This window comes from Desulfovibrio sp. 86, assembly GCF_902702915.1.
Taxonomy (GTDB): domain Bacteria; phylum Desulfobacterota; class Desulfovibrionia; order Desulfovibrionales; family Desulfovibrionaceae; genus Desulfovibrio.
In genome coordinates this window covers 2115001-2133711 of record NZ_LR738849.1, presented here as the reverse complement: position 1 = coordinate 2133711, position 18711 = coordinate 2115001, and the positions used below count along the sequence as shown (strand labels likewise).

16 protein-coding genes, 1 tRNA gene and 2 rRNA genes (1 of these 19 only partly in view) are annotated in these 18711 nt (G+C 57.4%); 4 read left to right on the top strand and 15 right to left on the bottom strand.

The annotated features are described in order from the left end of the window. Nucleotides 1-157: 157 nt before the first annotated feature. The 4 genes from DESU86_RS08705 to flgG all read right to left on the bottom strand — a co-directional run bounded on the left by DESU86_RS08705 (nt 158) and on the right by flgG (nt 3532). Nucleotides 158-244: transfer RNA gene (locus DESU86_RS08705), tRNA-Leu, on the bottom strand. Nucleotides 245-696: 452 nt separating this feature from the next. Beyond that, complete coding sequence (locus tag DESU86_RS08700; protein WP_179980689.1) at nt 697-1416, bottom strand: flagellar basal body L-ring protein FlgH; 720 nt, start codon at nt 1414-1416, stop codon at nt 697-699. Between the two features lie 50 nt (nt 1417-1466). Continuing rightward, nucleotides 1467-2732, bottom strand: coding sequence for a flagellar basal body P-ring formation chaperone FlgA (flgA, locus tag DESU86_RS08695; RefSeq protein WP_179980688.1), 1266 nt, complete (start codon nt 2730-2732; stop codon nt 1467-1469). 14 nt (nt 2733-2746) lie between these two features. Continuing rightward, nucleotides 2747-3532, bottom strand: coding sequence for a flagellar basal-body rod protein FlgG (flgG, locus tag DESU86_RS08690; RefSeq protein WP_179980687.1), 786 nt, complete (start codon nt 3530-3532; stop codon nt 2747-2749). Here flgG and DESU86_RS08685 point away from each other — a divergent pair. Next, nucleotides 3531-3692, top strand: coding sequence for a hypothetical protein (locus tag DESU86_RS08685; protein WP_179980686.1), 162 nt, complete (start codon nt 3531-3533; stop codon nt 3690-3692). The genes flgG and DESU86_RS08685 overlap by 2 nt on opposite strands. Before the next feature lie 24 nt (nt 3693-3716). Here DESU86_RS08685 and DESU86_RS08680 read toward each other — a convergent pair whose 3' ends face one another. The 7 genes from DESU86_RS08680 to ileS form a co-directional block, all read right to left on the bottom strand. Continuing rightward, complete coding sequence (locus DESU86_RS08680; protein WP_179980685.1) at nt 3717-4514, bottom strand: flagellar hook-basal body protein; 798 nt, start codon at nt 4512-4514, stop codon at nt 3717-3719. Nucleotides 4515-4696: 182 nt separating this feature from the next. After that, nucleotides 4697-5521 (bottom strand): nitroreductase family protein, encoded by an 825-nt coding sequence (locus tag DESU86_RS08675; RefSeq protein WP_179980684.1) that lies wholly within the window; start codon nt 5519-5521, stop codon nt 4697-4699. Nucleotides 5522-5623: 102 nt separating this feature from the next. Next, a complete protein-coding gene (locus DESU86_RS08670; RefSeq protein ID WP_179980683.1) occupies nt 5624-6262 on the bottom strand; it encodes a protein phosphatase CheZ in 639 nt (212 codons plus the stop codon). An 87-nt stretch (nt 6263-6349) separates the two neighbouring features. Then, nucleotides 6350-7372, bottom strand: coding sequence for a tol-pal system protein YbgF (gene ybgF, locus DESU86_RS08665; RefSeq protein WP_179980682.1), 1023 nt, complete (start codon nt 7370-7372; stop codon nt 6350-6352). Nucleotides 7373-7385: 13 nt separating this feature from the next. Continuing rightward, entirely contained in the window at nt 7386-7592 is a 207-nt protein-coding gene (locus DESU86_RS08660; RefSeq protein WP_179980681.1) for a PLDc N-terminal domain-containing protein, read from the bottom strand. Beyond that, nucleotides 7589-8125: a signal peptidase II gene (gene lspA / locus DESU86_RS08655; protein ID WP_442873482.1), complete on the bottom strand. Its 537-nt coding sequence runs from the start codon at nt 8123-8125 to the stop codon at nt 7589-7591. The genes DESU86_RS08660 and lspA overlap by 4 nt, the downstream gene beginning before the upstream one ends. A 5-nt stretch (nt 8126-8130) precedes the next feature. Then, on the bottom strand, nt 8131-10947 hold the full coding sequence (gene ileS / locus DESU86_RS08650; RefSeq protein ID WP_179980680.1) for an isoleucine--tRNA ligase: 2817 nt from the start codon (nt 10945-10947) through the stop codon (nt 8131-8133). 292 nt (nt 10948-11239) lie between these two features. Here ileS and DESU86_RS08645 point away from each other — a divergent pair, with 292 nt between their 5' ends. From DESU86_RS08645 to DESU86_RS08635, 3 genes are all read left to right on the top strand, one after another. Beyond that, entirely contained in the window at nt 11240-11491 is a 252-nt protein-coding gene (locus DESU86_RS08645; RefSeq protein ID WP_179980679.1) for a HypC/HybG/HupF family hydrogenase formation chaperone, read from the top strand. 391 nt (nt 11492-11882) lie between these two features. Then, a complete protein-coding gene (locus tag DESU86_RS08640) occupies nt 11883-12629 on the top strand; it encodes an SAM-dependent methyltransferase (protein ID WP_179981773.1) in 747 nt (248 codons plus the stop codon). 250 nt (nt 12630-12879) lie between these two features. Then, a complete protein-coding gene (locus tag DESU86_RS08635; protein ID WP_179980678.1) occupies nt 12880-13578 on the top strand; it encodes an outer membrane protein in 699 nt (232 codons plus the stop codon). A gap of 1196 nt (nt 13579-14774) precedes the next feature. On the opposite strand, the gene DESU86_RS08630 is transcribed toward DESU86_RS08635, so the two are convergent. The 4 genes from DESU86_RS08630 to DESU86_RS08615 form a co-directional block, all read right to left on the bottom strand. After that, on the bottom strand, nt 14775-15557 hold the full coding sequence (locus DESU86_RS08630; protein ID WP_232088390.1) for an IS3 family transposase: 783 nt from the start codon (nt 15555-15557) through the stop codon (nt 14775-14777). Next, nucleotides 15551-15817: a transposase gene (locus tag DESU86_RS08625; protein WP_179979275.1), complete on the bottom strand. Its 267-nt coding sequence runs from the start codon at nt 15815-15817 to the stop codon at nt 15551-15553. The genes DESU86_RS08630 and DESU86_RS08625 overlap by 7 nt, the downstream gene beginning before the upstream one ends. Before the next feature lie 504 nt (nt 15818-16321). Beyond that, a 5S ribosomal RNA gene (gene rrf, locus DESU86_RS08620) occupies nt 16322-16436 on the bottom strand. Between the two features lie 46 nt (nt 16437-16482). Further along, nucleotides 16483-18711, bottom strand: a 23S ribosomal RNA gene (locus tag DESU86_RS08615) (it continues 704 nt past the right edge of the window).

Sequence of the window (18711 nt, the reverse complement as noted above, 5' to 3'; positions counted from 1 at the left end):
CTGCCAAAAAAGGTTTGCACCCGATTTTGGCACGTCTTTGACCCCGCACTTTGACCCCATAAACTCCCAAGTGCGGGTTTTCGTCTGGTGCCTATGCTGGCCACAAGACAAAAAAATAAGTCGTTACAAGCTGTTGCTTATAACGACTCTTGAAAGATGGTGCCGAAGGGGAGACTCGAACTCCCACTCCCTTGCGAGAACTAGACCCTGAACCTAGCGTGTCTACCAATTCCACCACTTCGGCGCGAAGATTGATTTACCCGAACGGGCAGTGCTTGGCAAGCTTTTTTTGCCCACAGTCAAAAAAATTATGGTGTTGCGGCTCAGTATACACGGCCTGACCCGGAATATCTCTCACGCATTGCAGGCGGCAACTCTGCCGCAGGCTTGCTCTGCCCTGCGAACCGAGCCAGCCCTCACTTGTGCCAGCCCACGCCGGTCACCCGCGTGCAGCGTCAGCGCGCACCCCATTCAAAGCCAGCACGCCCTAACGGCAATAAAGGTTTTAGGGGGTGGGGGCGTGGGGGAGGAGACCCTTTTGCAAAAGGGTCTCCTCCCCCACAAAGCATTCCACGTCGCCATCGACGGGCCAACCACATACCTCCCCCACAAAGCATTCCACCGTGGCGCGTTTCTGTCGGAGCGCCCTGCGCTCACGTCTCTCCCCCACAAAGCACTTCAAAATGCCACGCCATGCTAGAAGGGCCAGACGTTGTCCATAAGGCGCGTGAACCATCCGGGCTTCTGCTTGTCGGCCAGTACGCCGCGGCCGTAGTATTCAATGCTGGCGTCGGCGAGCTGGGTTGAAAGCACGCTGTTGTCCGCGCTCACGTCCTTGGTGCGCACCATGCCGCGCACTACCATATACTCTGTTTCCTCGTTGACGCGGATTTCACGCGCGCCTTCGATCTGCAGCAGGCCGCCCGGCAGCACCCGGATGACGCGAGCCGCCAGTGAGGTGGTGACGTAGTTTTCGCGCTTGGTCTTGCCCGTGGCAGAAAGGTCGCTGCCAGACTTTGAAGACAAGGCCGGGCCCGGAATAGAACTGTTGGGGCCTACCCCCAGAAAGGGGATGAAGCCACTCGAAGTCTGCCCGAAAAGCGCGCCCACCTGATAATCGTTGCCGCTGTTCTTTTTCGACGTGGTTTCCGCCTTGTTCTGGGCTTTGGTGTTTTCCACCAGTTTGACCACAACGATATCCCCTACCCTGCGGGCGCGGCTGTCAGAAAAAAGCGTATCCTGCTCACTGGCCGCAAAAAGCGAACCGGGGTTGTTTGCCGCGTTGGTTTCCTGCCTGTATTCCTGCGGATCGATAACAGGCGGTTGCAAGGCCGGATGCTTGCGCGGCCCGCCGCCGCAGGCGGCGCACAGCGCAAAGACCAGCGCCAGAACGGGTATGACATGACGTGCCTGCATTTGCTCCTCTCCTTGGTAACCGCGCCTTGCCGCCAGTGCGGCTGCAACGCCTAGTGTATCTCCACGGTATTGCCGTTTTTGACAATGCCGAAGACCTGTTTTTTGGTTTGCAAGTTCCGCAGCGGAATGGTCGCGCCGGGTTCGCCGTCGGCCAGGGCCTGCGCTTGCGTGGAGATGCGCAGGTTATTTCTGGAAAATATGAGTGTGACCACATCCCCGCGTTTGACCATAAGCTGATTGGCCAGATCGCTTTGCAGGATTGTGTCTCCTGCATTGATGGCGCGGGCCAGCTGCCAGGGGCCGCCGTGCCCGTCCCAGGGCAGGTCGCGCAGCTGCCCTGCGTTGACGCGCATAAAGGTGACGCTTTGGGCTGTCAGGGCGTCGCCCTTGTTCATGGACTGGGCCGCCGTGGGCACGGTAAGCCACAGGGCCAGCGTGGCTGTGCCCGCCACCCGCCGCAGAACCGTACCGTCGGCCTCCTGCACGGCAAAGCGCAAGGGCACGCGCCCCGGAGCCAGTTTGCCCGGCTCAAGCTGTACGCGCTGCTGGCTGTGGGCAAGAAAAATGTATTCCGGCAGACGAAAGTCCGTGAGTTCGGCCTCTCCCGGCATGGCCGCCAACTGGGGAGTCAGGCTTTTGACGACATAGTTGCGCAAATCGTCTTCCCTGAAGACCAGGCCGCCGCGCTGGATCACGAGGGACGTGGGCAAAATGCAGCGCCCGGCCACATCCTGCCCCAGGGCCTGCCGTAATGCCTGCGACAGGCGGGAGCGGTTGATTTGCAACGGCTTGCCTTCTTCCGGCGGCGCTTCCCACAGGGGGGTGGCGCGCAAGGCGTCCCACTGCGCCTGATCCATATGCCCGATGGGCACGGCTATATCTCCCAGCTGCACCATGCTGGTGCCGGTCACGGCGGCGGAGACGATCTTGAGCCGCCAGTCGCCCTGCCCCAGCATGTTCAGCTGCCCTTCCTGGGCCAGGGGCACAGCATTGGCGGCCAGCTGGGAACTGGTCTTGGCGGCTCTGGCGTCCTGGGCTTCGGGGCTCAGGGGCATTTGCCCGGCGCGAACCTGTGGCGGCCGTAGCTGGGTTTTCACCTGTGCGGGCGAACGCCGGTGATTGCGGTCAGTATCCTGCCATACGGCCTGCGGCACGCCGCCCGCCGCCAGCACAGGCCCGGCCCGCCACAGGCAGGCCAGCGTCAGCGCCAGCAGGACAGCGGACACGGCAAACCAGACCAGCCTGACGAGCCGCGCGTTACGCCCTGCCCCGACCGTATCTGCCGTTGTGGATATATGTACCGCCAGTAATTTCATGATGTTGCTACCGCCTAACTGCGCTTGAGCTGTACCGCGATGCCAAGCATGGAGTCTGACGTCTGGATGGACTTGGAGTTGACCTCATAGGCGCGCTGACCAACAATCATGTTGACCATTTCGTCCACCACTTCCACGTTGGACATTTCCAGAAATCCCTGTGCCAGAGTGCCGACATTGGCCGTGCCGGGCACGCCTTCCACCGCGTCGGCCGAAGCCTGCGTGGGCGTGAAAAGGTTACGTCCGCGAGCGTCGAGACCGGCGGGGTTGATGAAGGTGTACAGCGGAATTTCCGCCCCGGCGATTTCCTGTCCCTGGGCGTCCAGCGCGGCTATATGCCCGGACGAAGAGATGGAAATATTCTTGGTTTCCGCAGGCACGGCAAATTCCGGCTGCAGGATGTAGCCATTGGCCGTCACCACAGTGCCGTCCTGGTTGAGCTTGAAGGAACCGGCGCGGGTGTACATGAGCTCGCCGTTCACATCCACCTGAAAAAAGCCGTCGCCTTCAATGGCCACGTCCAGCGTGTTGCCGGTATTCTGAAAGTCGCCCTGGGTGAAAAACTTGTGCACGGCCGTGGGGCGCGTGCCCATGCCCACCTGTATGCCCACCGGCAGACGGTTGTCGCCCTCGGTTATGGACCCGGCCATGCGCATGGTCTGGTACATGAGGTCTTCAAATTCGGCGCGGCTTTTCTTGAAGCCCGTCGTGTTGACGTTGGCCAGGTTGTTGGAAATGACGTCAATATTGAGTTGCTGTGCCACCATGCCGGTGGCTCCAGTCCAAAGGGAACGCATCATGGAAAACTCTCCTTGTTTCAGCCTTCGCTGTCAGCCCTGGAGCAGACTATTTTTGCGAATACGCATTCTCAACGTCTACGGTACGCCCGTTGTGGCGCTTGCCAGCGCGGATGAATCGCGCCTGCGCCTTCACGGCGAGCGTCTGCTCACGCAGCCGTAAGAGCTCTTTCAGAATGAAAATGCCCTAACCCTGTCGGCGGCCCACTTTATCCGTGGCCGCGCGATCCAGCGTATCCGAGGTCTGCATGACCTTCTGGTACGCTTCAAACTGGCGCTGCACCTCAATCATGTTCACCATCTCGGGCACCACCTCGACGTTGGCGGCTTCTGTAAAGCCTTGTTCCAGGCGGTTTCCGCCCGCGTAGGCATCGCCTTCCGCCACCTGCACATTCTGGCGCGGGCGATACAGATTATTGCCCATCTTCTCGAGGTTCTGCGGATTATCCACATTGACCAGAGCGATTTGCCCTATCACGTCATTGTCGGCAATGACCTGGCCGTCGCCGCTTATCTGGATATGCCGCGTGCCCTGCGGAATAGTGATGTTGCCGCCGCCCTGAGCCTGTACCGGATAGCCGTGCGGCGTCATGATGGTGCCGTCTTCAGACAGCACAAAGGCGCCGTTGCGCGTCAAAAATTCTCCTGTTGGCGTGGCCACGCGAAAAAAGGCGTTTTCGCCATTTATGGCCACGTCCAGAGGATTGCCCGAATACTGCATGGAGCCCTGGGCAAAATCTATCTTTGACACCGCCAGCCGCACCCTTGAGGCATTGAGCGGCTCGGGAAACAGGGGATCTGACTTGAGGTTCAGTATCGGCTCGCGGATTTCGTCAAAGGCATAGCTGACCATGGTGTCCTTGAACGCCACGGTGTCGCGTTTGTAGCCGCGCGTATTGGCATTCGCCAAATTATTGGCGATATAATTCATGCGGTGCTCGGTGCTGAGTGCGGCAAAAAGTCCGCTAAACATGCCAGCTTGCATGTGCTCCTCCTTGGTTGGCAGGCGCGCTGAAACGGGTGCGCGGCCATCTTTTCCCCGGGCCCGGTGGCCCGTGCCAGAATCTTTGCAAAGTACGGGCCAAAAAAAAGCCCCCCGCACAGGCGGGGGGCTGCAAGCGTGATCCGGGCTGAATTACGTTGGCGCGTCAGATCAGGCCAGGGCGTCTACTTCCATGTCACATCAGGCTGTTTACGCACGGGGCGCGCCTTGGCCTTGAAAAGGGGATAGCCCATCATCTGCGCGGCATAAGCCATCTCATCCGGCCCGACGCCGAGGAAGTCCCGTACAGGCTGCGCCGCCGGGTGCTCAAAGGCCGTGCAGAGATAGCCTCCCCAACAGCAGCCTATGCCCTGAGCATGGGCCAGCAGTTCAAGATAGGTGGCGGCAATGGCGGAATCCGTCCGTCCCCAGTGCCACTGGGGAGCGACCACTACCGCCAGATGCGGGGCCGTGCGGGTAATCACGTCGATCCCCTTGTCCCAAGCGCTCACAAGGCCGCTGGCATGTACGCCTTCGCTCAGAGTGGCGTCGGCCTGCGGCAAAATGCGCAGCCAGTCCACCACCAGTTCCGCCAGCCTTACCACCTGCTCGCGCGATTCAAGCACAATCCAGCGCAGGTTCTGGGTATTCTTGGCCGTGGGGGCAAAACGGGCCGCTGCCAGCAGCCGTTCAAACTGCTCCCTGGGAATGTTCCTGTTTTTAAAATTGCGCACAGACCTGCGGGACACCGCGAGTTCCTCAACCTGCTCCGCCGTGGGCATGTGCTCGGGGCGCAGGATCTGACAGTCCTTGCGGTCAAGCCCTGGCGCCGCGCAGGCCTGGGTGGGGCAAAAGGCCATACACTGACCGCAACCAATGCAATAGGCGGCCTTGTGCTTGTCCATGGTGGGATATGCGCCCACCTCGGCGTCAATTATATGCACCGGACAAACCATGGCGCAGATGCCGTCCTTGCGGCACAGATCGTGATCAACAGTAAATACGTTCATGATTCTCTCCTCTGGGTGAACGGCAGCGTGTGCCGCGCCCGTGTAAGCAAAAGGCATCCCGCGTGCACAAGATGCCTTGAAAAATGCCGGGTAGCAGGCGTGTTACATACCAAGCTGACTGAGCATATCGTCAATGGCGCTCTGCGACACGCCGTTGCCGTCGGGGCCTTTGAGGCCGTCGGCTTTCTTGCGGTGCTGGCGAAAATCCTCCACAGCTTTACGAGCCTCGGTCTGCAGGGATTCCGTATCCTTGTTCGGGTCTTTTTCCGCCCCGTCCATGATGAGGCCCGAAGAAATATACAGCTCCACCACGGTATTTTCGATCTTGTTCAGCGCCGTCACCACCCGCTTGATGCGCTGCCCCGTGATGTCCTGAAAGCTCAGGGCCGTCAGCAGGCCGGTAAGGTCGTCGCCAAGCAAAGCGTTATTTTTTTCAAGGCGCGCAATCTGCCCCTGCGATGCCGTGCCCTCGCGCACTGCCGCCAGGAGTTCAGCATTCTGCGCCTGCAAGTCAAGATGGCGCTCCACAACTTCCATAATTGACATGGTGGCGCTTTCTGTGGCTTTGAGCACTTCGGCCAGTTGGGCGGTGGCTTCGTGAAAAAGCGCATCCGTGTCGGCATCGGTCAGAGGCTTGCTCTGCGAGGCTGTGGAAATCTGCTGATAGATATCCTTGAGTCCCTGCCGCATGTCCGCGCTCAACTGCCTGTACACGGCGGGTTCGGCCTTTTTGTCGCTCATGCGTGTACCTTTGCGCCTCGGGCGCTGTTGGGGAAAGGCAATAGAAGGCCGCCGCGCCGAGGTTCGGCGCGGCGGCATGAAGAGAACTTACTTGTTGGTCTTGAGGAAGGTCTTGGCGCGGGCTGCTTCGGGCGAGTTGGGATACTTTTTGATGAGTTCTTCCAGACGGGCCTTGGAGGCCGCGCCCTGATTGAGCTTGCTGAAGCTTATGCCCTGCTTGAGGTAAGCGCCGGGCGCACTGGAGGACTTGGGATAGTCCTTGATGACCTTGTCATAGGCGAGGGCCGCGTCCGCAAACTGATTGCGCTGGAAGTAGCACTCGGCCATGTAGAACTGGGCCTCGGGAGCCAGGTTATGGCTTTTGTAGTTTTTCAGAAAGTCCGCAAAGGAGCGCTGGGCCTCGTCATACTTGCGGGCATTATAGGCGTTGACGCCAGCGTCGTAGAGCGCCAGCGAGATGTCCTTTTGGGGAGCCTGCACCTGCGGCTGCGGCTGCGGCGAAGGCTGGCCCCAGTTGCTGCCGGCGGGAGCCGCAGCGGGAGCCTGGGCGGCAGCGGCGGCCTGACCGCCGTAAGGCTGCACGCCTTCGGGCACGGCTGCGGCATACCCTGGGGAACCGGCGCCCACGGAACCGGCAGCACCGGCCTGACCATAGGTGGGCTGGCCATAGCTGGGAGTCTGAAGCGCCGTCTGGGTGGAAGGCGCGACCTGGCCCGTGGGCGCGACAGGCGCGACAGGCGCGACTGGCGCGGCAGCGGACGTGGCGGACGGCGCATCGCCAAGGTTCAGGTTCAGCGCCATGCTGCGCTCGACCTGGCGCAGGGCCTCGTCATGCCGGTTCACGCGATCCACAAGGGCGCGCGCGCCACCGGCATTGTTAAGGTCATCCATCTGCCCTTTCAAGGTGTTCAGTTCCTGCCGCAAAGCCTGGATCTGATTCCAGGCGTCAGCCTGCGAGGGTTGCATCTGCCGCAGCTGCACATCGTGCTGCTGCACCTGCTGTTCAAGGCTGAGGCTGCCCCCGCTGGAGCTGCCGCCGGATACGCAGGCGCTCAGCGGCAGAGCAGCGCAAGCCAGCGTGACAAAGCACAATGTACGGAATGTGCGCATAATATCCTCTTTTTCAAATTTGCACTTTTCCCAGGGCTTTTTTACGCCCCGTGAAAATATAGATGATACCGCCGATAACCGGTAAAAAAACCACCAGCACGAGCCACAGCGCCCGTTGCTGCGGTGTGGGAAACTCATGCCCCCATATGTGGATGAGGCTCCACAGCGTGGGGATCATAGGAATCATAACCAGAACCACATGCCACCAATGAAACATCATGCGGCATTACCTCCCTTGCCGGAGGCTTTCCCGGCGTTACGGCCCGTTTTGTCTCCGGCCCCGGAAGGCTGACGCCACATGGCGAGGCAGGCCAGGGCGGCCCCCACAAAGATGGCCGAATCGGCCACGTTAAAGGCAGGCCAGTGCCAGTCGCCCCAATAGACATCCAGAAAGTCCACAACCGCCCGAAAGCGGACGCGATCCACAAGGTTGCCCAATGCCCCGCCCAGAACCAGCCCCAGTCCCGCGAACAGCCAGGGGTCATCATGCGAGCTGCGAACCAGCATGAATATGGCCCATGCGGCCACGAGCGTTGCGACCAGAAACAGCCAGAACTGCCACTCGATATCGGAGCGGTTCAAAAAACCAAAGGCCGCTCCACGGTTGCGTATGTTCACAAGATCAAACAGGCCCTGGATCACCGGAACGGGCCTGTGTTCCGGGATGGTCTGCATGACAATATACTTGCTCAATTGATCAAGCGCCAGTGCCAGCAGGGCCATGCCCCCGAGAATACGGTAACGTTTGCGCATAATCCTCAGGATTCCATAACCTTGATAACCGCCGTGCAGCGCGGGCACAAGGCGGGATGTGCGGGATCGGTCCCAAGCTCGGTGCTGTATATCCAGCAGCGCTCGCATTTTGCGCCGCGCGCCTTTTCAACGCCAATGGCAAGGCCCGCCACCTCTTCATCCTGATACGCCGCCTGGGGCGCGCGGTCCAGAGCTTCCATATGCAACTGCGACACAATGCACACGGCGCGCAGGTCGGTATGCAGGCCCTCAAGCCGCTGGCGCAGTTCGTCGGCCACAAAAAGGGTGATGCGCGTGTCCAACGAATGCCCGATGATGCCTTCGCGACGCATGGGCTCAATGGCCCTGGTCACAGCGCCGCGCACGGCCAGCAGCACGTTCCAGTCGTCGCGCGTGCCTTCGTCAAGAAGGTAGGGCGCGGCTTCCAGGGGCGGCAGGGCAAATACCGTGAGTTCCGGGCCGCGCAGGCTTTCGGGCAGATGGGCAAAGATTTCCTCGGCGGTGAAGGACAGCACCGGGGCCATGTCGCGCAGCAGCAGGCACAGGATGTGCCACAGCGCCGTCTGGGCCGAACGCCGCTCATGGCTGGCCGGGGCCGAGGCATAGAGGCGATCTTTAAGAATATCCAGATACACGGACGAAAGGTCAGTGACGCAATAGTTGTGCAGGGTATGGTAAACCTTGTGGAAATCAAAATCCATATAGGCCTGCTGCACACGTTCGTGCACGCGACCGGCCACATCCAGGGCAAAGCGGTCAAGAGATTCCAGCTTGTCCAGCGGCAACAGATCGTCAGCCGAAATGTCGTTCAGGTTGCCGAGTATGTAACGGCAGGTATTGCGGATGCGGCGATAGGCGTCCACAAGGCGGCCGAGGATTTCGTCCGAAATGCGGATGTCTTCGCGGTATTCCACGGAAGAAACCCACAGACGCACGATTTCGGCCCCGAACTTTTCAATGAGTTCCTGCGGGGCGATGACGTTGCCGATGGATTTGGACATCTTGCGTCCGTCGCCGTCCACCACGTAGCCGTGGGTGAGCACGGATCGGTAGGGCGCGCAGCCGCGCGTGCCTTCGCTGACCAGAAGGGAGCTGTGGAACCAGCCCCGATGCTGGTCGGAGCCTTCCATATACAGGTCAGCCGGAAAGCCCAGTTCGGGCCGTTTTTCCAGCACAGCGGCAAAGCTTGTGCCGGAATCGAACCACACGTCCAGGATGTCCGTTTCGCGCTTCCAGTGGCTGCCGCCGCAATGCGGGCAGGCCAGCCCTTGGGGCACGATGTCTTTCAGTTCGGCTTCGTACCAGTAGTCGCAGCCCGTGGGGTGGCTGGCAAAACGCGCGGCCATTTCGTGCATCCAATCGGGATCATTCCAGGCCTCGCCGCAGTCTTCACACAGCAGGGCCATGATGGGCACGCCCCACTGACGCTGGCGCGAGATGCACCAGTCGGGGCGGAACTCCACCATATTATGGATGCGTTCACGGCCCCAGGCGGGAATCCAGCGCACCTGCTCGTCAATGGCATTGAGGGCGCGGCCGCGCAAGTCGTTCTTTTCCATGCTGATAAACCACTGGGTGGTCGCACGGAAAATGACGGGCTCCTTGCAGCGCCAGCAGTGCGGGTAGGAGTGCTTGATCTTGGCCTTTTGCAGCAATGCGCCAACTTCTTCAAGCTTTTCAATAACCTTTGGGTTGGCCTCAAAAACATTCAGGCCAGCGAAAAATTCCACGCTGGGCAAAAAGCGCCCCGCGTCGTCCATGGGCGAATAGACTTCCAGGCCATACTTGAGGCCCACTTCATAGTCTTCGCGGCCATGACCGGGCGCGGTATGCACACAGCCCGTGCCCGCGTCCAGGGTCACATGCTGGCCCAGAATGACGAGGGAGTCCCTGTCATAGAAGGGGTGCCGCGCCTTGAGACCTTCAAATTTCACGCCGGGCGCACGGTCAAGAATGGTGTAGTCGCTCCAGCCAAAGGTGGCGGCGCAGGATTTCACCAGTTCTTCGGCGAGAATATACTGGCTGCCGTCGGCTTCCACCAGGGCATAGGTGAATTCGGGGTGCAGGCAGATGCCCATGTTGTCCGGGAGGGTCCAGGGCGTCGTGGTCCAGATGATCACATACGCACGGGAAGGATCGGCGGCGGCAAAGACCTTTTTGAGGCCCTCGTCGGGCAGGGCGAAGCGCACATAGACCGAGGGCGAAGTGTGGTCATAGTATTCCACTTCTGCCTCGGCCAGCGCCGTATGGCAGGAGCAGCACCAGTAAATGGGCTTCTTGGAGCGCACCACGCCGCCGGTGGCCACAAATTTGGCCAGTTCGTCCGCCGTGGCCGCCTCATAGGCGGGCTTCATGCTCATGTAGGGATCTTCCCAGTTACCGAGCACGCCCAGGCGCTTGAATTCCTTGCGCTGCACGTCAATCCACTTGGAGGCGTATTCACGGCAGAGCTTGCGCACCACATGGGCCGGAAGTTCCTTTTTCTTTTCCTTGAGTTCCTGCTCGACCTTGTGTTCGATGGGCAGGCCGTGGCAGTCCCAGCCGGGCACGTAGCGCGACGTATAGCCCGCCATGTTGCGGGACTTGACGATAATGTCCTTGAGAATCTTGTTCAGAGCCGTGCCCATATGAATGTGCCCGTTGGCGTAGGGCGGGCCGTCATGCAGGATGTAGGTTCCCTTGCTGCCCGAAGCTTCCACCATGGCGGCACAGGCATTAATGGATTCCCACTTCTTGAGGGTTTCCGGCTCGCGCTGGGCCAGATTGGCTTTCATAGGAAAGGCGGTTTGGGGCAAATTCAGCGTTTTTTTATAATCACTCATTGGGGCTCCCGGCACTGATGTCGCAAGAAAAAAATGTCATTGGCGGTGAGAAAAATCACCGTAGTTTGGGCAAAGAAACGCCTAAAGTCAAGGATTCGCAAGTACCTTGCGCTGCCTGACACACCCGCTGCGGCACATAAAACAATTTTGACAAAAAGATCTTCCACCCCGGCTGCTTGCCTACTCCTGTCCGGGCTGGTAAGCTGCATTTCCTTCAGCTTGCGGCGGCTTGTGGGCGCTTCAGAGCTTGCCGAAACCGCAACAGTGTTTATCTGCCTGACAAGAGGTAACTATGTGTCTTGCCATTCCCGCGCGTATTGAAGAACTTTTTGGTGAAGGTATGGCCCGCGTTCGTGTGGGTGAAAGCCAGACTTTTTTGAACGCTTCTGTCATGCTTTTGCCCGAAGAACCCAATATCGGGGACTATGTTATCGTGCATGCGGGTTTTGCCCTGCACACCCTGACTCCCATTGAAGCGGAAGAAAGCCTGTCTGCCCTGCGCGAACTGGCTCAGGCTCTGGAAGACGGCCCGCCCCAATTTTAGCAAGCGACTTTTGGCGCGCGCCACTGGCGATGCCAGACCACGGCAGACCACGGCAGACCAAGCGCCTGGCACGCCTGTCACACCAGCCCGCACCGGACGACACCTCATGATTTGGCTTGATTTCATGCTCATCCTGCGGCGCAGGACGCATGAGTCCAGCCTGCCGCACTGACGACGCTTTCATTATAAGTACATACTATCCCTCTGGCTCAGTCAGGGGGATTTTTTATTGCAATTACACTAATACATACGATATCAATAAACAGCCCAGAACTATGGATGCTTGCAATGTTCACGGCGCCCGTTTTTTCGTTCACGTTGCACCACGCAACAATTATTGCAGATATCAAAAAATCTGACTCAGAAAACGGTCATGAAAGGAAGCACTGCATTGGATATCCCACGCATATTCACCATTACTGAAAGCGCCCACCGTATTCATAACCCCTACACAGCGGGAAAGCTCGCCATGTTGGGTGCGGCCTTACGCCTCAATGCGCAAAACCGCATACTGGACCTTGGCAGCGGATCTGGCGAACTGCTGTGCACATGGGCGCGCGATTACGGAATTACCGGCATTGGCGTTGACATGAGCCGACTGTTTTCCGAGCAGGCCAAACAGCGCGCCGCTGAACTTGGCGTTGCCGACAGGGTTGCGTTCATTCACGACGATGCCGCAGGTTATATTGCGGACGTAAAGGTGGATGTGGCTGCCTGTATCGGAGCCACCTGGATTGGCGGCGGGCTCGACGGCACCATTGAGCTTCTCGAAAAGAGTCTTTGTGCCGGAGGAATCATTCTTGTGGGCGAGCCCTACTGGTTGCAGGTGCCGTCATCGGAAGAAACCGCCAGAGGATGCCTCGCCAGTTCCATCGCCGACTTTCGCACGCTCCCCGAACTTGTCGCCCATTTCCAAGATCTCAACTACGACGTTGTGGAGATGGTGCTGGCCGACCAGGAAGGATGGGACAGGTACGAGGCGGCCAAGTGGCTGACCATGCGCCGCTGGCTCGACGCCAACCCGGACGATGACCTTGCCAAAGAAATTCGGGACGAATTGACGGCAGAGCCCTTGCGTTATGTTACCTATAGCCGCGAATATCTCGGCTGGGGCGTGTTTGCCCTGATGGCGCGGTAGTTGCCATCGCGGATAGCCCGGTCAAGAGTCCGCAGCCATGACCAGTGACAGCGGGGCGCCGGTACGCCGCTCCCGGCGTTGATGCCGAGGCCAGCCAAAATAGATAGACGGTGCGCCAGGGGCAACCCGGCCATTATTAAAATAAAAAAAAATATCTGCTGGCCTGAGGGTACTATTGCTATACGAAAGTGGTGAGCGTAGTAAAAACGTACTCGGATTCATGTAATCGGCATTAGAGAAGGAGATTCCTATGTTCAAGCATGTGTTTCTACCCCTCATTCTAGCGGTTGCACTTGCGGCCCCCGCTGCAGCGGAGACCTCTGGGGCATATGCTGGGCTTAAATTCATTGACTCCATCCAGAGCACGGGCAAATTTTCAAAAAGCGGGGATTTTGACTCGCTGGGCATGAATGAGTATTCGCAGAACACTGTAGGCGGAGGCATCTTTGTTGGGTATGATTTCTACCCACAGTATCAAGTCCCTGTCAGGTCAGAACTCGAATATGCCATCCGAAGCAACATGACAAAAACCTGGGACGCAAACATTGACCTCCTTGGAAAGGATGTTAAAGCATCAACCAAGGGTGAATGGAACGTTCAAACACTTTTTTTGAACGCCTACTGGGATTTTCATAACAGCACAGCATTTACCCCATACATTGGTGCTGGCGCAGGATTGGGATTTATAAAGAGCAAGTATAAGTCAGAATTATCCGATCCGGACGAGGAAGACCGCGGCAGCTTCACACAGTACGACACGGTTTTTGCCTGGAACGTTGGTGCGGGCTGTTCTTATGCTTTCACGGAGCATTTTTCTGCTGACTTGGCGTATCGCTTCGTAGGATTGGGCTACACCGAAATCAACAAAACGTTTGATGGGGAAAAAAACTCCGCCGGCATGGCTCCCTACGCCAATGAATTCAGCCTTGGGCTGCGGTACACGTTTTAACCTCAAATTTTTATAAATCTCCTCTCCTTGGGCCGCCGCGCGCGGCCCTTTCTTTTCCCCGTCCTCTGGGATTACTATCGCTATTTGATTACAGCAACGTACTGTTTTTATTTCAATTACGTGACTGAGTCCAAACAGCCATTTTATAATGCACCCAAGAATCAAACTGCTTAATGGAGAATCCTTCAGGCCCATACCACCCTATTTATGCAGGCATTGTGGGATCTTTATTCTGCCCTTGCCCCCTGTCGCAGGAGGCCTTTCGGAGAAAGCAAAACCAAGCCTGTCCGTTGAGAGGAATACTCTGTGTCCTGCGGACACGGGGGCTTTTACTTTATTATAGTTTTGGGCGCCTGCGCGGTGGCGGGAATTTTTCGCAGTCGGCCTTTCAAGACAAGAAAACAGGGTTTGGCCTTTGAGAGGAGGCTTTTGTACCCTGCGGGTACGGGGGCTTTTCATTATTTTAATTTGGGTCGCCTGCGTGGCGGGGGATCAAGAGGCATAGAAACCGGGCTTGTCCTTTGAGAGGCGGTTTTTGTGTCCTGCGGACATGGGAGCTTTTCTTTTTATGTTCTTTTGGCCGCCTGCGCGGCGTGCGGCAAGGCGGGGCCGGTTATGGGGCTGCGCCCCCTTCTCGGCCCCCCTTGCATCCCCCCCGAAGCACCCCGCTGGGGCTTTCCCGTTTCCGTCATTCCACGAGGGCTGCGCGGCTATTGCTCCGGGAGCTTCCTCGCTTCGCTCGGCGATCTCCCTTCGCGCCGCGCAATGCCAGCGTGCGCTTTCGCCCAGTGTGAGAGGCCGAAAGCGATATGCTTACCCGCCGCGCAGACGGCACAAACTTAATTAAAGTAAAACCGCTGCGCTCGCAGGGCACGAAAACCGCATCTAAAATGACAGGCCCGGTTTTTATGCTCCCCGAAACACAGACCATACAAACGCCCTCGTCACAATGTCCCTTCACCAGCAACGAGACGCCATACAATCAACCAGACGCCTTCTTCCCGGCCTCCCATTCAACGCGAAGGCGTGCGCTGGCGTTGCACGGCGCGGAGGGAGATCGCCGAGCGCAGCGAGGAAGCTCCCGCAGCGGAAGCCGCGCAGCCCTCGCGGGCGTAACGCTTTGGAAAGCCTCAGGGGGTCGTCCGGGGGGAGTGCAGAGGGGGCCTCGGAGGGGCACATGTAATGCCCCCCATGGATCAAGCAGCCTTTAAGGGAGTATCCTTCCGGTTTTTACGAGCCTGCTGATGCACGCATTGCGGGGTCTTCCAGCCAAGCGCCGAGTGCAGGTACGTGGTGTTAAAAAGTTCTATCCAGTCAGAAAGCTCGTCGGCCAGGTGCTCAAGGCTGCGCCATTCGCGCAACCAAAAGAGTTCTTCCTTAATTGTGCGCATTGTCCGTTCAGTATCCGCGTTTCCTTTGGGATTGTTGTAGCTGGTGAATGCCTGTGTGATGCCTAATGTCGCGCATTCACGCACAAAAGCCTTTCCTGTCGGTTGGCAGCCGTTATCACTCATCAGGCTCAAGCCCTGTTCTCGGACGCCTTCGGGAAAGTGCGCTTGAATGCCCATCTCCAGGGCTTGCAGCCACTCATGACTTCGGCTTTGGTAGCCAGCATGATGGCCGACGATCTTTTTGGAAAACCAGTCCACTACCAGAACAACATACACCCAGCCACCTTCCGTCATGACCTTGGTCATATCGATGCCCCACCACTGGCAGGGCCGAACAGGACGCGGCTTGCTTCCGCCGGGGGTTCGCTTTGCTCGCAAGGTTGCTCTCCTAACGCCCAGGCCATGCAGACGCATCAAGCGTTCCACACGTTTGGCGTTGACGTTCATGCCGTTTTTATGCCGGAGAGTAGCCCACACGCGGCGGTAGCCCCAAAAAGGATGCTCCATTTTAAGGGCTTCGATCAGCGGCAAGAGCTCGGCATCGCGCTGAAGCTGAGTCTGGCCGGTTCGCCGCCTGTCGCTTACCAGTCGTTTTTTTTTAATTCCAGCGTCAACTCGCCAACGGCCTGCTTAAGTTTTTGGTTCTCTGCCGTGAGGCGCTCTTCCCGGCGGTTTGTCGTGCCGGTTTCGAAGGCTTGGGCGGCATTGGCCAAAAACGTATCTCGCCAGCGGTAGTACATGCTCTGAGTGATTTGATACTCACTGCAAAGGCTTGCCACAGAACGCCCCTGCAATCCTTCAAGCACGATGCGAGCTTTGCTTTTACTGTCCCAGATACGGCGTTTCATGTTTCCTCCAGGGCTGGAAGAAAACTACCTTAACAGGACGGCCTTGTTAATGGGGGGCAGTATACACAGCCCCTAACAGGCCCCCTCTGCCGCCCGCCGCGCAGGCGGCCCAAATGAAGGATATGGGAAACGGCAAGGAATCAGGCTGCGTTAAATGAAAGGAAGCTAGCTACAGAACGGCAAAAAGCCCTTCGCGCTGTAGCAGCGAAGGGCTTTTTAAAAGATGTTGGCAGCGGCCTACTTTGCCTCAGCCGTTAGCGCTGTAAGCGCTTTACGGATGAGGACAGCAGCGATCCCACATGACGTTGCCGTAGCCGTAGGCGACGAAGGAGCCGTGCTGCGTGAAACGTGCCCAGAAAGGGCATTCCTCTTAGCCGTTCTTGCGGCTTAGAGGAACAGACAGCAGCGCTACGGATAAGGACAGCAAAGCAAAGCAGAAGCTTCGGCGTAAAATAAAAAATAGCAAAGCTCCCCGCGCGAGATGCAGCGGGGAGCTTTAAAAGATGTTGGCAGCGGCCTACTTTCCCACATGACGTTATGCAGTATCATCGGCGATGGAGAGCTTAACTTCCAAGTTCGGAATGGGATTGGGTGTACCCTCTCCTCCATGGCTACCAACAAAGTTGTCAAATATTTAATTGACAGGGAAGGAAGGAGTTTTTTTCATAAACAAGCCGCACGGGCTATTAGTACTGGTCAGCTCCGCATCTCACGACGCTTCCACCTCCAGCCTATCAACGAGGTAGTCTACCTCGGCCCTTCAGGGATTGCTCCAGGGAGAACTTATCTTAAGGCAGGCTTCCCGCTTAGATGCTTTCAGCGGTTATCCCTTCCGCACATAGCTACCCTGCTGTGCCGTTGGCACGACAACAGGTCCACCAGGGGTGCGTCCATCCCGGTCCTCTCGTACTAGGGACAGGCCCTTTCAATTCTCCAGCGCCCACAGAAGATAGGGACCAAACTGTCTCACGACGTTTTAAACCCAGCTCGCGTACCACTTTAAACGGCGAACAGCCGTACCCTTGGGACCTGCTTCAGCCCCAGGATGTGATGAGCCGACATCGAGGTGCCAAACCGCATCGTCGATGTGAACTCTTGGATGCGATCAGCCTGTTATCCCCGGCGTACCTTTTATCCAATGAGCGATGGCCCTTCCATTCGGGACCACCGGATCACTAACACCTACTTTCGTACCTGCTCGAGATGTCTCTCTTGCAGTCAAGCTCCCTTATGCGTTTGCACTCGACGGCTGGTTTCCAATCAGCCTGAGGGAACCTTTGCATGCCTCCGTTACACTTTAGGAGGCGACCGCCCCAGTCAAACTACCCACCAGACACTGTTCCCTCACCGGATAACGGTAGAGGGTTAGGGACCTGAAAAAACAAGGGTGGTATTTCAACAATGACTCCCCCCATACTAGCGTACAGGGTTCACAGTCTCCCACCTATCCTACACATGCAGTTCCAAATCCCAATGTCAAGCTATAGTAAAGGTGCACAGGGTCTTTCCGTCTTTCTGCGGGTACACGGCATTTTCACCGCGACTTCAATTTCACCGAGTCTCTGGCCGAGACAGTGTGGAGATCGTTACGCCATTCGTGCAGGTCGGAACTTACCCGACAAGGAATTTCGCTACCTTAGGACCGTTATAGTTACGGCCGCCGTTTACCGGGGCTTCAATTCAAAGCTTCGCTTGCGCTGACCTCTCCTTTTAACCTTCCGGCACCGGGCAGGCGTCAGTCCGTATACGTCGTCTTTAGGACTTCGCACAGACCTATGTTTTTAGTAAACAGTCGCCACCACCATTTCACTGCGGCTCCCTCAGGCTCATTAAGTGAATCAATTTCACCCGAAGGAGCACCCCTTCTTCCGAAGGTACGGGGTTATTTTGCCGAGTTCCTTGGCCAGAGTTCTCTCGAGCGCCTTGGATTATTCATCCCACCCACCTGAGTTGGTTTTCGGTACGGTTTGCATGTTCTATACTTAGAAGCTTTTCTAGGCAGTATAGGCTCAATGGCTTCAGACCTTACGGTCACGGACTCGCGTCTCAGCGTAAAGAAGTGCGGATTTGCCTACACCTCACGCCTACCTGCTTGCACCGGGTAATCCAACACCCGGACCATCTACCTTTCTGCGTCCCTCCATCGCGCGAACATACAAGTACGTGAATATTAACACGTTTCCCATCAACTACGCCTTTCAGCCTCGCCTTAGGGACCGACTAACCCTGGGAAGATTACCTTTACCCAGGAAACCTTGGGTTTACGGCGAACGGGTTTTTCACCCGTTTTATCGTTACTCATGTCAGCATAATCACTTCTCCACAGTCCAGCATGCTTTACAACACACCTTCAGCCCGTGAAGAACGCTCCCCTACCAGACCGCATACGCGGAATTCAAAGCTTCGGTACTATGCTTAGCCCCGTTACATTTTCGGCGCAACGTCATTAGACCAGTGAGCTATTACGCTTTCTTTAAACGATGGCTGCTTCTAAGCCAACGTCCTGGGTGTCTCTACAACGTCACCACCTTAACCACTGAGCATAGATTTGGAGACCTTAGCTGTTGATCTGGGCTCTTACCCTCTCGACAATGGACCTTAGCACCCACTGTCTGACTCCCATGGTACATCTGACCGGCATTCTGAGTTTGAAAGAGTTTGGTAATCTGGTAGGACCCCTAGCTCTGTCAGTGCTTTACCTCCGGTAGACAATCCATGAGGCTATACCTCAATATATTTCGGGGAGAACCAGCTATCACCGGGTTTGATTGGCCTTTCACCCCTATCCACAAGTCATCCAAAACGTTTTCAGCCGTTAATGGTTCGGTCCTCCACAAGGCTTTACCCTTGCTTCAACCTGCTCATGGATAGATCACCCGGTTTCGGGTCTAATC